This is a genomic window from Actinophytocola sp., from assembly GCF_050699915.1.
Lineage (GTDB): Bacteria > Actinomycetota > Actinomycetes > Mycobacteriales > Pseudonocardiaceae > Actinophytocola.
Genome location: NZ_JBOHGA010000057.1, coordinates 17,023 through 32,215 on the forward strand (window position 1 = coordinate 17,023; position 15,193 = coordinate 32,215).

A 15,193-nucleotide genomic window follows, 5' to 3' on the forward strand; every position below is an offset into this window, starting at 1 on the left:
ATTCGGCTACGCGGAAGGGGCAGGATTCGAACCTGCGTGGGCATGCACCCGACCGAACCGAAGTCCGGACCCCGTAGGCCACTTCGGGTACCCTTCCATCAACACTGCGGGATCAGACGATGTTCGTCACCCGCAGCACGCTCCACAGCGAACGCGGCGAGATCCCGCCGTCGAATGCGAAGTATTCCGGCAGCACCGCCGTCGGATTCCACTTCAGCTTGTACTCCAGCTGGCTCTTCGCCGGATACACTCGATCACCGTGCTCTGCCAGCAGCGTGATGATCTTCGCCGCCACCCTGCTTTCGGTCGGCAGCCGATGACTGCCGTCCAGCGTGGTGAACGGGGTGAACCCGAAATGTAGCCAGGCCGCGTCCCGTTCCCTGATGTGGTCGATGACATGGGCGTTGATCGCCTCCATCACCCCCGGCGGGCAGTCCGGCATGCGCCGGCTCAGGTCGTGCAGCCAGCCCGGGCGCGAGCCGTACACCGGCGCGTACGAGATGTAGGCGATCGGCTCACCCGCGATCCGGCCAACGAACAGCTTGCGCAGCGGCTGCCACGGTCCGCCGACCTCGCCGACCAGGAACGAGAGCTCCTTGGTGTGCTTGCCCTTCTCGCGCAACCACTGCCGGTCGATGTGCTCGATGTCGTCCGCCACCGACTCCGGGTCGGCCTCGACTATCTCCAGACCCGCCCGCAGCGCGCGGGAGATCTTGTTGCGCAGCCGGACGAACTTCTTGCCACGCAGGCTGTGGCTCGCCAGCTCGACCGCGTAGGACGCGCCGACCTGGTTGACCGTCAGGCCCATCTCGGCGAACAGCTCGGCGTCTGCGCGCAGCAGCTGGACGCCGACGACCCGCCGTCCGTCGGCGTGCGCGTGGTCGAGAAAGCTGCGCTGCAGCCGCGCCCGCGTCGCCTCCTCGGTGAACGGGCCGCCGAACTGGATCCAGCGCTTGCCGTGCTCCCGGTAGCACACATAGCCGTCCAGGCCCTCGGCCCGGAAGTACTCGTTGCCCTCGTTGAGCGCGAGGAACGCGCTGGGGTTGTCCGCGTAGCGCTGGAGAGCGGAAAGCGTCCAACCTCGCTGGCGTAGCGCTTCCGGCACCGTCACGTTCCTCCTCCCCTCACTTGGTGATTCGCTGGGGACGACGTTAGGGGACGCCTCTGACGTCGGGACGACTTCGCACGGCGGAAAGTGTCAGGGGCGTTTCAGGGCCGTCTGCCGATACTCCCCACGGACTCTGGCGGCGAAGTGTCAACGACAACCGCGCCGCCATCGGAACCGAGATTGCGGGGTCGGGGTTTGGGTACGAACGTCGAAGCACATCAGCTGCCGTCACTGGGCAGCTTCGTGCGGGGCAAGGACGTCGAGAGCGGTAGTTGGGTGTACGCGCTGTCCGCGCGCGCCGTCTTGGACGACTCGTTCGCGAGCCTGACGCTCAAGCGGAACCTCGAGGCCGGCCGCGTCTCGACCGCTGACGCCCCACCGGGCGTGCTGGTCGGGCGGGTCTCGGTCGCGGAGAAGGAGACCATCGAGGACGCGCTGGCTGCCGCCGCGGAAGCCACCAGGATCTGGCGCTCCGTTGCGCTGTCGGTCCGGTTGGCGGACTGGAACCGGCTGTTGCGCCAGGCGGTCCGCGACAACGAGGACGAGCTGATCGAGATGCTCACCTTGGAGGGCCACCCACTCGAGCTGGCCCGCTGGGAGCTGTCCGGGATGTACGAGCTGACGCGCCCAGAGGCCACCGAATTCCAGCGTTCGCAGCTGTGGCAGGAGTTCGCCATCGGTGAGCGGCGCAACATCGTGCGCCGTCAGCCAGACGGCGTCGTGTGCGTCAACCCGCCGGCCAACGCGCCGCTGGTCAGCGCACTGCTCGGCACCACGAGCATCGCGGGCGGCAACGCCGTGGTCGTGCGCGCGCCGCGGACCGCGCCGTTCGGCGTGTCCTACGTGCTGCGCAAGATCGTCGCGCCGGTGCTCGACGAGCTCGGCGCCCCGCCCGGCCTGCTGAACGTCGTGTGCGGACATCCCGGGCCGATGCTCGACGCCTGGATCGAGAGCGAACACGTCGACGACATCATGTACTTCGGCGACGTGGCGCCCGGGCTGAAGATCGAGCGCCGCTGCGTGGAGGCGGGCAAGAAGCCGATCCTCGAACTGGCCGGCAACGACATCGTCCTGGTCTGGCGCGACGCCGACCTCGACCGCGCGGCGGACGCGGTGGTGGAGGGTTTCTACGGCTCCGGCCAGCTGTGCATGGTGCCGAACCAGGCCGTGGTGCACCCGGCAGTGGCCGACGAGCTGATCGCGCTCGTCGTGGCCAAGACCGCCGCACTCAAGCCGGGTTACCCGGACGAGGAAGGAGTACTGCTCTCCCCCGTCCTGCGCCACGACAAGTTCAACCGCTACCTCGAAGACGCCTTCGAGAAGGGCGCCACGCTGGTCACCGGCGGGCACGGGATGCAGATCGACGGCACCCGCGACGAGGCCGGCTTCTTCCTGGAGCCGACCGTGCTGCGGGTCGACGGCCTGACCCGGGCGCGCGAGCTGAAGGCGGTGCGGAACGAGACGTTCTTCCCGTTGATGCCGATCGTCGTGCCGCACGCCGCGGAGGACGAGGCGCTGTTCGACAGCTTCGTCGAGTTCGTCAACACCAGCCCGTACGGGCTGCGGAACTCCTTGTGGGCCAACGACGAGTCGGTCATCGACAGGTTCGTCACGCAGACCGTCAAGGGTGGGCTGCTCAAGGTCAACGACTCGCACATCGCGTTCACCGCGCCGCTGCCTTCGCACGGTGGCACCGGGCTGACCGGCGGCGCGTTCGGCGAGGCCAACTACCCCGTGCTGCGCACCACCCACGTGCAGGGGGTTTCCATCATCCGACCGGTCAAGGAAGAGCACGATGCGCACACTCGATGAGGCCCGCGAGGTCTGCGAGACCCATCTCCCGGGCCTGCTGGGCAAGTTGGCGGACATTCCGCTGGCAGACCTGGAGAAGCCCGACAACCCCGGGCTGGAGCTGTTCAAGGCCGCGGGCGGCCCGGCGCTGGTGATCTCGAAGGACTACGACGGTCTCGGAGTGTCGCCGCTGGAGGCGATCCAGGTGACCCGCGCGATCGCCGCCACCTCGCCGTCGCTGGCCGTAGCTTCCACAATGCACCACTTCTCGGTCGCGACGATCTTCACCCTCGCCGAGAGTCTGCGCTCCAGCGGGCTGGAGTGGGCGCTGCTGGAGGGCATCGCCTCGCAGAACCTGCTGGTGTCGTCCGGTTTCGCCGAGGGCAACCCGGGACAGAGCATCCTCTCCCCGACTGTCGGCGGCGTCCGCAAGGACGGCGGGATCGTGGTCAACGGCTCGAAGAAGCCGTGCAGCATGTCCGCATCGATGGACCTGCTCTCGGCGAGCGTCTCGGTGCCCAAGGATGGCGGCGGCACGGAGAACGTGGCGATGCTCATCCCGGCCGCCACCCCCGGCGTGTCGGTGCACCCGTTCTGGCGCAGCAACGTCCTGGGCGGCGCGGAGAGCGACGAGGTGCGGCTGACCGACGTCTTCGTCGACGAGCGGCTGCTCGTGCCTACCGAGGTCGGCGACCGCGGCGAGGTCGACGAGCTGCAGACCATCGGGTTCATGTGGTTCGAGATGCTCATCACCGCCTCCTACGTCGGAATGGCCAGCGCGCTCGTGGAGCGCGCGTTCGCCAGCCCGCGGCTGGGCACCGAGATCAAGGCGGACCTGGGGGTCCGCCTGGAGACGGCGACGCTGCTGCTGGAAGGCATCGGCCGCCAACTGATCGCGAAGGAGGGCGACAACGCCGCCCTCACCAAGGCCATGGTCGCCCGCTACGGCGCCCAGGAGGCGGTCGTGGACGTCGCGAGTATGGCGGTCGAGGCGCTGGGCGGGATGGCGTTCATCTCCTCCCCCGATGTCGCCTACCTGATCGCGGCCTGCCAGTGCGTGAACTTCCACCCGCCGTCCCGCTCGGCCACCCGCCGGGCCCTGGTGGAGAACTTCGCCGGCGACGTCCTGAGAATCGCGTGAACCCCGGCACCGAAGTCACCGGCGACATCGACCGGGCGGAGGTGTCGCGCACCTACCGGCGGCGGATGAGCTCGGGACGGGCGCGGTTGGCCGACGTACTGGGCGGGCATGTCGAGGTGGCCTCGTCCGGCGCATGGCTGACCACGAGCGACGGGCGGCGGATCTTCAACGCCGCCGGCTACGGCGTGCTGATCACCGGCGCCCGGCACCCGACCGTGGTCGCCGAGGTCGAGCGGCAGCTGCACACCCACCCGATGGGCACCCGGATCTTCCTCGAGCCGGCCGCCGCGCGCGCCGCCGAGGCGCTGATGTCGGTGACCCCGCCGGGGCTGGAGCGCGTGCACTTCTCGTGTTCGGGCACCGAGGCCACCGAGACGGCGATCAAGCTGGCCCGGCTGGGCGGCAAGCACCACCTGGTCTCCATGCACGGCGGGTACCACGGAAAGACGATCGGCGCGCTGTCGGTGACCGCGAAGTCCGCCTTCCAGGACCCGTTCCGGCCGCTGCTGCCGGGCGTCTCGCACGTGTCCTTCGGAGACGTCGCCGCACTCACCGCGGTGCTGGAGCGCCACCCCGGACAGGCGTGCGTGTTCCTCGAGCCGGTCCAGGGCGAGGGCGGGGTGAACATCCCGCCGCCGGGTTACCTCGGCGCGGTCCGCGCCGTGTGCTCGGAGTACGACGCGATGCTCGTCGTGGATGAGATACAGACCGGGCTGGGCAGGCTCGGCGCGTGGTGGGGATGCGCGGCCGAGGGCGTACGCCCGGACATCCTGCTCTCCGGCAAGGCGCTCGGCGGCGGCATCGTCCCGGTCGCCGCGACCATCGCCACCGAGGAGGTCTTCGCGGTGCTGGACCGCGACCCGGTCCTGCACACGTCGACGTTCTCCGCGGCACCGCTGGGGATGGCCGCGGTGTGCGGGTCGATCCGAGCCATCAACGAGGACGGCCTGGTCGAACGCGCGGCGCGGCTGGGCGAGCGGCTGGTGCCGGAGTTCCAACGGATCGTCACCGAGCAGCTGGCGCACCACCGGTGCGAGGTGCGCGGTGCCGGTCTGCTGATCGGGGTCGACTTCGCGGACCCCGCACTGACGGCGGACCTGTTGCTGGCGCTGGTCGCCAACGACGTCGTCGCGAACATCTCCCTCAACTCCGACCACGTCGTGCGGTTCACACCACCCGCGACGCTGGCGGAGTCCGATGTGGAGTTCCTGATCGAACGGTTCGAGCGCGCGGCCGCCGAGGTCGCCAAGCACAACCCCGACCACGAGGTGTCTCATGCGTAGCCTGGAACTGACCCTGCGAGCCTTTACCGCCGACGCCGACGCCGCGTACCGCCGGATCTGCGAGTTCGAGCGGTACCCCGAGTTCGTCGACGAGGTCAACTCCGTTGTCGTGCACGGCGACGAGGGCGCGGGCGCCCTGATGAGCGACTGGGAGATCGTCTTCCGCAACGGCCCGCTGCGCTGGACCGAGGTGGACTACTTCCAGCCCGACCAGCGCCGGATCGTGTTCGAGCAGACCACCGGCGACTTCGAGGTCTTCCGCGGCTCGTGGACGGTGACCCCGGCGCCGGGCGGCTGCGAGGTCAGCTTCGAGACGACGTTCGACTTCGGCATTCCCAGCCTGGCCGGGGTGCTCGAGCCGATCGCCACGAAGGTCCTCAAGGAGGGCATCGCCCTGATCGTGCACCAGCTGCTCGGCGAGGCCGCCGTGGTCGGCGACCCGGCGATCGCCGCCGCGGTGACCGCACGGCTGCAGCGCAGGCGCGAACCCGACACCGCTTTGACCGCCTGATCCACAGGAGCAGAGATGGACCACATCAACCGCTTCGAGAGCCGCACGACGCTCCTGCTGCTGCGCGCGGAGTACGGCGTCGCGCTCGTGCTGAGCAGCGTGCTGTTCCTCATGCACATCGGCGAGGTCCGCTGGATACCCGCGGTGCTGCTGTTCGCCTACATCGACGTGATCGGTTACCTGCCCGGCGCGATCGCCTACCGGCGCTCCCCGGACAAGAAGATCTCGAAGGTCTACTACGTCCTCTACAACGTGATGCACAGCATGATCAGCCAGGCTGTCGTGCTCGGCGTGTGGATCGCGGTTTGGGGCTTCGAGTGGGCGCTGCTCGCTGTGCCGATCCACCTGTGCGGCGACCGCGCGATCTTCGGCAACTTCCTGAAGTCCTTCCGGGTGCCCTTCGAACCCGCGCCGGTGCCCGGATTCGCGACGTTCGACCAGAACGTCGACAAGCCGCGGCACCCGAGGCAGCCCCAGCCGGAACGGATCTGACCCATGGAGAACGTCGTGTCGCTGAACAGTGCACGCCCGATCGTCATCGGCGCCGGTCCCGCCGGGCTCGCGGCGACCTGGACGCTGAAGGAAGCCGGGCTGGACCCGCTGGCCCTCGACCGCGAGCAGGTCGCCTTCTCCACCTGGCGAAGCTACTACCCGTCGATGCGGATGAACTCGTGGCGTCGGCTGAGCCACCTGCCGGGAATGCGCTTGTCCGCGGAGTTCGGCCCCTGGCCGATGCGCAACGACTTCCTCAACTACCTGCGCAAGTACGTCGAGGTGCTCGACCCGGACATCCGGTTCGGCACCGAGGTGCACCGGGTCGACCTCGAGGGCGGGCGGTGGGTGCTGCGCAGCTCGATCGGCGAGCTGACCACCGACCACCTCGTGATCGCGACCGGCCTGCACCGCAGGACGTACGTGCCGGACTGGCCGGGGCTGGAGGACTTCGAGGGCGAGTTCCTGCACGCGCGCACGTACACCGTGCCGGAACCGTTCGCGGGCAAGGATGTTCTCGTCGTCGGCTGTGGCCCGACCGGCATCGACATCGCGGTGGCGGTGGCCGCGGCCGGGGCGTCGCGGGTGCGGATGTCGATCCGGCACAATCCGCTGCTGTTCAAGCTCAGCCCTTTGACGTCGCTGCTGAGCCAGGCGGTCAAGCACGCGAAGATGCCACCTCGGCTGGTGAACCGGGTCAGCCTGCTGATGCACCGCATGCAGTGGGGGGACCTGAGCAGGTACGGGCTGCACCCGCCGACCGAGGGCACTCTCGACGGCATCGCCCGGTCCGGGCACACGTACGGCTCGATCGACCGCGGCCTGGTCGACGCGGTGCGCGACGGCGTGGTCGAGATCGTGCCGGGCGTGAACGGCTTCGACCGCAAGGCGGTGCTGCTCGACGGCGGGACCAGCATCAAGCCGGACGTCGTCGTCTCCGCCACCGGCCAGCGGCCGGGGCTGGAGGGGCTGCTCGGACACCTCGGGGTGCTCGCGCAGCCCGGCGGCAGGCCGATCGCGCACGGCGGCCAGACCGCGCCGCACGCGCCCGGCCTGTACTTCACCGGCTTCCGCGTGCCTTCGGGGCAGATTCCGGACATGGCCGTTGACGCGCGGGCGATCGCCCGCGCGGTCAGCGGTCAGCGGCGCCTGTCCGGGCGGTGGCGATGAACGCGACCCCGTGGAGCGCGACCGGTGACACCGCCTCGCGTCCCCGGCTGCGCGGCCACCTCCGGTGCGACGTCGCCGTGGTCGGGGCCGGTCTCACCGGCCTGACCGCCGCGGCGGAGCTGGCCCGGCTCGCCCCGGACCTGCGGATCGCCGTGGTCGAGGCCGACCACGTCGCGGCCGGCGCGAGCGGACGCGGCACCGGGCTGCTCGGCCCCCGGGTCGGGCCGCCGGTCGCGGTGGCGCGCCGCCGCTTCGGCGACGACGTGGCCCGTGCGGCCCATCTGTGGTCGGTCGAGGCGGTGCGCACCGTGCTCGCCCTCATCGAGGAGTACCAGATCGAGTGCGACCTGACCCAGGGCGGACAGCTGGTCGTGGCGCCGGACGAGGCGGCGGCGCAAACCCAGCAGCGCGAGGCCGACGCGGCCCGCGCGCTCGAGCTGCCGATCACACCCGTCGCGCAGCGAGAGCTGCCGCCGTTCGCACGCGGCTACCTCGGCGCACTGCGCTACGAGCCCGCGGCGACGCTCGACCCGGCCGCGCTCACCGGGCAGCTGGCCCGGATCGCCGAGCAGCGCGGCGTGACGATCTACGAGCGCAGCCCGGTGCGCGAGGTGCGGCCGGGGCTGCTCACAACCGTGCGCGCCGACGAGGGGGAGCTCGCCGCCGACCATGTCGTCGTGGCGCTCAACGCCTACGGCGGCATCCCGGGCACCCCTCGCGGGGTGTTCGGGCTCCGGGTGCAGGCCGGCGTGACAGGCAAGCTGACCCCACAGGCACTGGCCGCGTTGGAGGGTCTGCGCGGCGACCCGGTGATCGAGCACGGTGAGCTGTCGCCGTACTTCCGGCTCACCGCCGACGACCGGATCGTGGTCGGCGGCGGCGTGGTGCGCCGCGGCACCCTCGGTTCACTGGCTCCGGCGCCGGGCAGGCTGCGCGCCGCGGTGCGCGCGCTCGCCCCCGAACTGTCCGATGTGGACATCGAGTCGGCGTGGGCCGGGCCGGTCGGGATGACGCGCGACGGGCTGCCCGTAGTCGGTGCGGACCCGCGCGAACCCGGGATCTTCCACGTCGGCGGCTGCAACGGGCACGGGCTGGCGGTGTCGGTGTCCAACGGTGCGCACGTGGCCCGCTGGATCGCCACCGGCGAGAAGGACCACCTGTCGTTCGCCCTGCCCTGGCTGCGGCCGAAGGCGCCGTGGATCCCGCGCGGCGGGCTCGCCGACCGGGTGCTCGACGGCTACCTCGCCCGGCTGTCCGCCGGGCAGTCCGACCGACCGACGGAGAGGCTGTCATGAAGGCCGTCGCGAACACGACCAGCCCGCCGCAGGCCACGGGCCTGCCGCCGGGACCATCGACCTCGCCGGTGAAGCAGACATTCCGCTACTGGCGCGAGCGCCAGCGTTACCTGCCACAGATGTTCGACCGCTTCGGCGACATCGTGACGCTGCGGCTGATCCCGCACGGCCCGTTCGTCATCCTGCGCGACCCGGAGCACATCCGCGAGGTGTTCCGCGGCGCGCCGGAGATCTTCCACGGCGGCAAGGGCAACTGGAACCTGCTGCCGATCGTCGGCCGCAACTCGCTGCTCACCCTCGACGCCCCCGAGCACAAGCCGGAACGCAAGCGGATGATGCCGCCGTTCCACCACGAGCGGATCGCCGCGCTGGTCGACACCATGCGCCAGATCGCCGAGAACGAGGCGCGGCGCTGGCCGGTCGACCGCCCGTTCCGGTTCCTCGACCGCTCCTACGCGCTCACGCTGGAGATCATCGTCAAGGCGGTACTGGGCGTCGACGACCCGCGGCGCGCGGCCGCGCTGAGCGACGCGCTGCACAAGGTCGCCGACATGGACCTGTCCGGGATCCTCGTGCTGATCCGGCCGGAGCTCGGCAAGGTCTGGCCGTGGCGCAAGTTCGTGCGCGACCTGGAACACGCCGACCGGCTGATCTACGAGGAGATCGCGCTGCGCCGCCGCGACCCGAAACGCGACCAGCGCACCGACGTGTTGTCGATGCTGCTGGAGGACCCCGGCGCCGACGACCGGGACGTGCGCGACGAGGTCATGACGCTGCTGATGGCCGGGCACGAGACCACCGCCGTCGGGCTGGCCTGGCTGTTCGAGCGGCTGCTGCGGCATCCGGCCGCGCACGCGCGGCTGCGCCGCGGCCTCGACGAACCGAAGGACCCGTACCGCACCGCGGTGTTCAAGGAGGCGCTGCGGGTGCGGCCGGTGATCCACAACGTGGCCCGGCGGCTCACCGAGCCGATCGAGCTGGCCGGCTACCGGCTCCCGGCCGGCGCAACCGTGGTGCCCGCGATCGGCGCGGTGCAGCAGGACGAGCGGTTCTGGGGCCCAGACGCCGCCGAGTTCCGCCCGGAGCGCTGGATCGACGGGAACCCGCCGGCACAGGCGTGGCTGCCCTTCGGCGGCGGAGTCCGCCGGTGCATCGGCGCGATGTTCGCGCAGGTGGAGATCGAGACGGTGGTGGCGGCGATCCTGCGCACGGTGGCCATCGAGGCCGTCGATCCCGCCGACGAGGGCGACCGGATGCACCACATCACGATGATCCCGAAGGAAGGCACGCGCATCCGCGTCGTGCGCAGGCTCGGCTGAACTCCTCACGAGAGATCAGGAACCCATGAACCAACGTCTGCAGGTCACCGCGATCGTCAACCCGGCGGCGGGCGGCGACGGCGAGAAGGCGGTGGCCGCGCTGGCCGCTGTCGGCACGGCCACGCTGGAGACCGTCGAAACAACGGCCGCGGGTGACGCCGCGGACCTCGCGTTCAAGCTGGCGGCCGGCGAGGACCACCCGGACATCATCGTCGGCGTCGGCGGCGACGGCACGATCTGCGAGGTCGTCACCGGCCTGCGGCGGGCGGGCGAGGCCGGCGCCGAGGTGCCACCGCTGCTGGTCGCGCCCGCGGGCACCGGCAACTCCACCTACCGCGGCCTGTGGGACGACGCGCCGTGGGACACCGTCGCGGCGACCGCGCTGCGCGGCGAGGCCGTGGTGCGCCACCTCGACCTGGCCCGCGTCGAGCAGAACGACCACGTCGTCGTGCTCGGCTCGGGCAGCGGCCTGTTCGGCGAGAGCCTGCTGGCCCGGCTGAACCGGCCGGAGACCGGGCGGGAGCTGCTCATCGCCGCGTCGCTGGCCGCGATGGAAACCTACGTGCCCTACCCCGGCCGGGTGTCGGTCGACGGCGAGGTGATCTACGAGGGCGGCATCGTCGAGACCATCGCGGGCGGGTTCCCCTACCGGGGCGGGGTGCTGCACCTCGTCCCGGAGTCCATTGTGGACGACGGGCTGCTCGACATCACGGTGATCCCGGCGTCGGTGGACCTGATGGAGTTCGGTCAGGCCGCCGTCGGCCGCACGCTATACCAGCTGCCCGGCGTGTGCTGGGGCCGTGGCGAACGGGTCACCGTGGAGCGCGTCGACGGGGAGCCGGTGCTGTACGAGCACGACGGCGAGGTCATGCCGCGCACCGGCCCAGCCTACGACCTGACCGTACTGCCCGCCGCCCTGGCCGTGCTCACCCCTGCCGAGGCTCCGCCGTGGTTCGGTGCGCGATGACCGCGGGCACCCTGGAACCGACGCTGACCGACGCGTCCTGCCGCGAGTACTACCGGAAGCTGACCGCCGGGGTCGCCGTGGTCACCGCGTGCGGCCCGTCTGGCTGGTCCGGCACCACGGTGAGCACCTTGACCAGCGTGTCGATCACCCCGCCGATCGTGCTCTGCTGCGTGGCGCAAGGCTCCCGCACGCTCACCGCGATCCAGCACGCCGGCTGCTTCGCGGTGCACCTGCTCGCCGACCGCCAGCCCGACCTGGCCGACCGGTTCGCCCGGCCGCCCAGCGACAGCACTCGCTTCGTCGACCTGGGCTACGAGGTCCGGCTGGTGCACGGCCGTCCGGTGATCGCAGGCACGCTCGCGGTCGGCTGGTGCGACCTGTACGACAGTACCGAGATGGGCGACCACCACGTCGTCTACGGGCGGCTGTCGGCGGTGCGGGTCGGCCGGGGCAGGCCGCTGGCCTGGCATGACCGCTCGTACCGGGTGCTCACGGCGCCCGGGGCGGACCGGTGACCGCCACGCAGGCCGCCACGACGTCCAGCGTGCTCGCCGACTGGGCGCGGGAGATGACCTGGGCCGACGTGCCGGAGCAGACCCGCGCAGCTGCCCGCAGCCAGCTCATCTCGAACCTCGCGGCCGTGCGCTCGTCGCTGCGGCTGCCGGTCGGGCAGGCGCTCACCGCGGCGTTCGGATCGCCCGCACAGGACGACCCGAACCGCGCGGCACAGGTCCTCGCGGCGCTGGCCACCGCGATCGACTTCGACGAGGTCGCCTACTCCGGGCACGTCTCGGCGGGTGCGGTGAACGTCGCGATCGCCGAGGCGCGCCACGGCTGCCTCGACGGCGAGGCGCTACTCACCGCGGTCGTCGCAGCCAACGAGTGCGCGGCGCGGATCACCGCGGCAACCATCCTCAGCCCGTTCTTCCGCGGCCAGACCAACACCCACACGCACCTCGCGAGCGCGGCGGTCGCGCGGCTGCACGCCCGCCGGGCGCCGCGGCCGGAGTGGACGTCCGCGCTGGGGCTGGCACTGGGCATCCTGGCCGTGCCGCTGCACCACGGCGTCGTGACCAGCGACCTCAAGGCGCTCAGCGCGGCGGCGCCGGTGCGGCTGGCGCTGGACGCGTGCGATGCGGCCGCGGCCGGGCTCACCGGGTCGGAGTCGATCATCGAGGCGCCGGAGGGCCTGCTCGCGCACCTGTCCGTGGTGCCGGTGCCGGAGACGGTCACGCTCGGCCTCGGCCGCCGCTGGCACACCGACACCCTGACCTACAAGCGGTTCCCCGGCAGCGCGTACCTGCACGCGGCCTTCGACTGCGCCGAGCGGCTGCACCGGTCGCACGGGCCGTTGGACGCCTCGCGGGTGCGCCGGATCGTCGTGCGCGGGTCGTTGCTTACCTGGCAGCTGGAGCGCAAGGTCGCGCCGTTCCTCACCGGGCCGGGCACCTGCGCCGCGGCGGCGACGCTCTCGGTCGGCTACGGCGTGGCGACGCTGTTGCTCACGGGCATGTTCGGCCCGGCGGACCTGGCACCGGCGGCGCTGGCCGACGAAGCCCGCTGGGCGCTCGCGGCGAAGGTGGACGTGGTGCACGACTGGGACGTCTCGGTGCGTATGGCACAGGCGACCTCTCCGCTGGGCGAGGCCCTGCGGCAGGCCGGCGAGCGCGCGCTGAAGCTGCCCGAGCTCACCGCCTGGGCCGGCGACGACGCGGCCGCCCTGCTGGCCGCGCTGGGCGAGCCGGAGGAGTCGTTCGCCGAGGCGACGATGGCGATCGGTGCCGGACTGAACATGGAGTTGGCCGACGGCACCACCGTGACGGAGTCGTGCGCGGCGCCGATCGGCTCCGCCGGGCCGGACACCCGCCGCGACCACCGGGAGATCGTGCGACGGAAGTTCCTCTCCGCAGGCGGGTCGGCGGGAGTGCTGGCCGAGCTCGAGCAGCTCGACCTGCTCGACCCGTCCCGCACCCGCCACGTGGTGAATGCCGCCGTCACGGGATGACCGGTGTCTCCCGGCCCTGCTCGACCTGTGCGATGAGATGACCCAACTTGACCCGACTGGTGATGGACAGCTTCCGGAAGATGCCGCGCAGATGGAAGTTCACCGTGTGCGGCGAGATCCCCAGCTGCTTGGCCACCTGCTGGTTGGTCATCCCGCGGCCGACCAGCCGCGCGATCTCGTCCTCCCGCTCCGACAGCGCCGCGAGCGGGACGGGTCGGGTCGGCGGGGCGGCCTCCACCGCCGACGTCGACTCGGCCCGGCGCACCACGTGCCGCCGCGCGTTGCGGCCGCGGCGGCGCTGGGCCGCCCCCAGGTCCAGCACGGGCGGCAGGGTCGGCGGCTGGCCCTCGAACGCCGTGCGCGCGTGCCCGGCGGCCTTCTCCAGCAGCGGGACGCCGGGGTTGTTGCCGGCCAGCCGCTCGATCGCGCCGAGCGTGCGCTCGGCCAGCTCGGTGTCGCCGGCGCGGCGCGCGATCTCGATCAGCCAGGCCGGTCGGGTGAGGTCCTCGATGAAGCAGCCGGAGCCCGTGGCCAGCGCCCGCCACTTCGCCCGGATCAGCTCCACTGCCGCGCGCGGGCCCTCGTCGGCGGCCACGAGCACGATCTCGGCGACCACCGCCCGGGCGCCCGAGTCCGGCAACACGTAGCCCGTGCTGCTCGCGTGGTACGCGGCGAGCGCCTCGGCCGCGCGGTCCGGCGCGCCACGGCCCAGGTGCGCCATCGCGGACACCGACAGGGCGAGCTTGACGCCGACCGTGCATGCCCGTTCCCGGGACAGCGCCATGGTCGCGTCGACCTTTTCCAGCGCCTCGTCGTACCGGCCCGCCTGCAGGTCGAGCAGCGAGCGCAGCGACGGCACCAGCGGCTCGAACGCATGCAGCCCGGAACTGTCCAACAGGTTCTGGATAATCGTGATGCCCCCGGCCGCCTGGCACGAGACATGCATGTCGGAGAGCTTTTTCGTGAGCAGGAGCTGGGCGAACAGGTGCCAGATCGGAGTGTCGCGCTCGGCGCTCTGAATCGCACTCTGATTTAGAAGTAAACCATCGAAGAGGTTTCCGCAGTGCCATTTCTCGTTTGATCGTATGCAAAGCGACACAATTCGCGGCGCACCTAATTCAAGATCGACGTCCCCGGGCTGCCAGGACTTCCACCTGCTCGTATTCTGATCGACGAACGCACCGAGAAACATGCGGAAGGCGATGACGTCGGCGTACGCGGACTGGGTCACGTCCAGGTGCTCGAGCGCCTGGTTGAGCGCGACCAGCGCGGACTCGAGATCACCACGGATCAGGCAGATGCTCGCGCGACTGACCAGTCGAAACGACTCGGGTTCGAACTTGTCCGCGCGCAGCGCCGCGATCAAGTACAGCACGTCGCTGATGGACGACGGAACGGGAGCCCGCGGATCAGCTCGAGGCTCGGTGGTCCAGGCTCTTCGGCTTCCCGCATCAGGCACTAGCCAGCTCACCCCCGCGACGTGGTTAACACTCGATCCAGTAAAGCACACAGAGATTCGTGCCATTACGAAAACCACTGAGGTGAGGGTCACGGCAAACGGCCCGCGCCGCTGGCGGGGCCGGAAACCCCGCCCGCAGTTCGCTTTCCGCTGAACACAAGGCCGATGTGAAAATCAGTCGGAAATCAACGCTGCACCTGCATCTGCACCGGCACGGCGCGGACGCGGCCCGTCGAACACCCGACGCAGGTAGCCGCCGACGTCACGCAACGACTCGGCGGCCTCGCTCACGAGCCCGGCCTGCGCCTGCGCGGCGTGCCAGAGGACCGGGTCTTCCACGTAGCGCATCGGAACTCCCGCGCGGCGCAGCAGCACCGCCAACTGGAGGCACTGGTCGTAGAGCATCTCCCTCAGTCCGATGTGGAGGTAAGTCGGCGGCAGCCTGGCCATCGGGCCGAGGTGCGGCGCGAAAGCCGGGTCGGCCGGGTCGCCGTCGCCGAGGTACGCGTCCGAGCAGGCGAACCCCCATGGCCGGTTGACCACCAGGTCGCGGTGGCGCGACGCGCGCTTGGCCGGGTTCGCCCACGGCGAGAGCAGCACCAACGCGGCGGGCTGCTCGCCACCGCGCGCCACGAGCGCCTGCGCCGCGGCG

The 15,193-nt window shown here is 71.1% G+C and carries 14 protein-coding genes and 1 tRNA gene; 11 read left to right on the forward strand and 4 right to left on the reverse strand.

The window, feature by feature from the left end; genetic code table 11:
- Positions 1-11: 11 nt before the first annotated feature.
- Together ACRDSK_RS13195 and ACRDSK_RS13200 are read right to left on the reverse strand one after the other, a co-directional pair.
- Positions 12-97, reverse strand: a tRNA-Arg gene (locus tag ACRDSK_RS13195).
- A gap of 15 nt (positions 98-112) precedes the next feature.
- Positions 113-1,111: a bifunctional lysylphosphatidylglycerol flippase/synthetase MprF gene (locus ACRDSK_RS13200; protein ID WP_431440809.1), complete on the reverse strand. Its 999-nt coding sequence runs from the start codon at positions 1,109-1,111 to the stop codon at positions 113-115.
- Between the two features lie 192 nt (positions 1,112-1,303).
- Between ACRDSK_RS13200 and ACRDSK_RS13205 the strand changes: the two genes are divergently transcribed.
- Genes ACRDSK_RS13205 through ACRDSK_RS13255 form a run of 11 tightly spaced genes read left to right on the forward strand, consistent with a single transcriptional unit; the run spans position 1,304 to position 13,082 of the window.
- Positions 1,304-2,920, forward strand: coding sequence for an aldehyde dehydrogenase family protein (locus ACRDSK_RS13205; RefSeq protein ID WP_431440810.1), 1,617 nt, complete (start codon positions 1,304-1,306; stop codon positions 2,918-2,920).
- The gene (locus ACRDSK_RS13210) at positions 2,904-4,040 is read left to right on the forward strand and encodes an acyl-CoA dehydrogenase family protein (protein ID WP_431440812.1); all 1,137 of its coding nucleotides are present in this window, start codon (positions 2,904-2,906) and stop codon (positions 4,038-4,040) included. Before ACRDSK_RS13205 ends, ACRDSK_RS13210 begins: the two co-directional genes overlap by 17 nt.
- Positions 4,037-5,323 (forward strand): aspartate aminotransferase family protein, encoded by a 1,287-nt coding sequence (locus ACRDSK_RS13215; protein WP_431440814.1) that lies wholly within the window; start codon positions 4,037-4,039, stop codon positions 5,321-5,323. The genes ACRDSK_RS13210 and ACRDSK_RS13215 overlap by 4 nt, the downstream gene beginning before the upstream one ends.
- Positions 5,316-5,834: an SRPBCC family protein gene (locus tag ACRDSK_RS13220; protein ID WP_431440815.1), complete on the forward strand. Its 519-nt coding sequence runs from the start codon at positions 5,316-5,318 to the stop codon at positions 5,832-5,834. Before ACRDSK_RS13215 ends, ACRDSK_RS13220 begins: the two co-directional genes overlap by 8 nt.
- Before the next feature lie 15 nt (positions 5,835-5,849).
- On the forward strand, positions 5,850-6,326 hold the full coding sequence (locus ACRDSK_RS13225) for a hypothetical protein (protein ID WP_431440817.1): 477 nt from the start codon (positions 5,850-5,852) through the stop codon (positions 6,324-6,326).
- Positions 6,327-6,329: 3 nt separating this feature from the next.
- Positions 6,330-7,496: a flavin-containing monooxygenase gene (locus tag ACRDSK_RS13230; protein WP_431440818.1), complete on the forward strand. Its 1,167-nt coding sequence runs from the start codon at positions 6,330-6,332 to the stop codon at positions 7,494-7,496.
- Positions 7,493-8,791, forward strand: a complete 1,299-nt coding sequence (locus ACRDSK_RS13235; protein ID WP_431440819.1) for an NAD(P)/FAD-dependent oxidoreductase — start codon at positions 7,493-7,495, stop codon at positions 8,789-8,791. The genes ACRDSK_RS13230 and ACRDSK_RS13235 overlap by 4 nt, the downstream gene beginning before the upstream one ends.
- Positions 8,788-10,110, forward strand: coding sequence for a cytochrome P450 (locus ACRDSK_RS13240; protein ID WP_431440821.1), 1,323 nt, complete (start codon positions 8,788-8,790; stop codon positions 10,108-10,110). Before ACRDSK_RS13235 ends, ACRDSK_RS13240 begins: the two co-directional genes overlap by 4 nt.
- Positions 10,111-10,135: 25 nt before the next feature.
- Positions 10,136-11,077, forward strand: a complete 942-nt coding sequence (locus ACRDSK_RS13245; RefSeq protein ID WP_431440823.1) for a diacylglycerol/lipid kinase family protein — start codon at positions 10,136-10,138, stop codon at positions 11,075-11,077.
- Positions 11,074-11,592, forward strand: coding sequence for a flavin reductase family protein (locus ACRDSK_RS13250; protein WP_431440825.1), 519 nt, complete (start codon positions 11,074-11,076; stop codon positions 11,590-11,592). The genes ACRDSK_RS13245 and ACRDSK_RS13250 overlap by 4 nt, the downstream gene beginning before the upstream one ends.
- Positions 11,589-13,082, forward strand: a complete 1,494-nt coding sequence (locus ACRDSK_RS13255) for an MmgE/PrpD family protein (protein WP_431440827.1) — start codon at positions 11,589-11,591, stop codon at positions 13,080-13,082. The genes ACRDSK_RS13250 and ACRDSK_RS13255 overlap by 4 nt, the downstream gene beginning before the upstream one ends.
- Here the strand turns inward: ACRDSK_RS13255 and ACRDSK_RS13260 are convergent.
- Together ACRDSK_RS13260 and ACRDSK_RS13265 are read right to left on the reverse strand one after the other, a co-directional pair.
- Complete coding sequence (locus ACRDSK_RS13260) at positions 13,072-14,457, reverse strand: helix-turn-helix transcriptional regulator (RefSeq protein ID WP_431440829.1); 1,386 nt, start codon at positions 14,455-14,457, stop codon at positions 13,072-13,074. The two genes, ACRDSK_RS13255 and ACRDSK_RS13260, sit on opposite strands and share 11 nt — an antisense overlap.
- 258 nt (positions 14,458-14,715) lie before the next feature.
- The coding region (locus ACRDSK_RS13265) for an alpha/beta hydrolase fold domain-containing protein (protein ID WP_431440831.1) at positions 14,716-15,193 on the reverse strand (478 nt) is incomplete at its 5' end.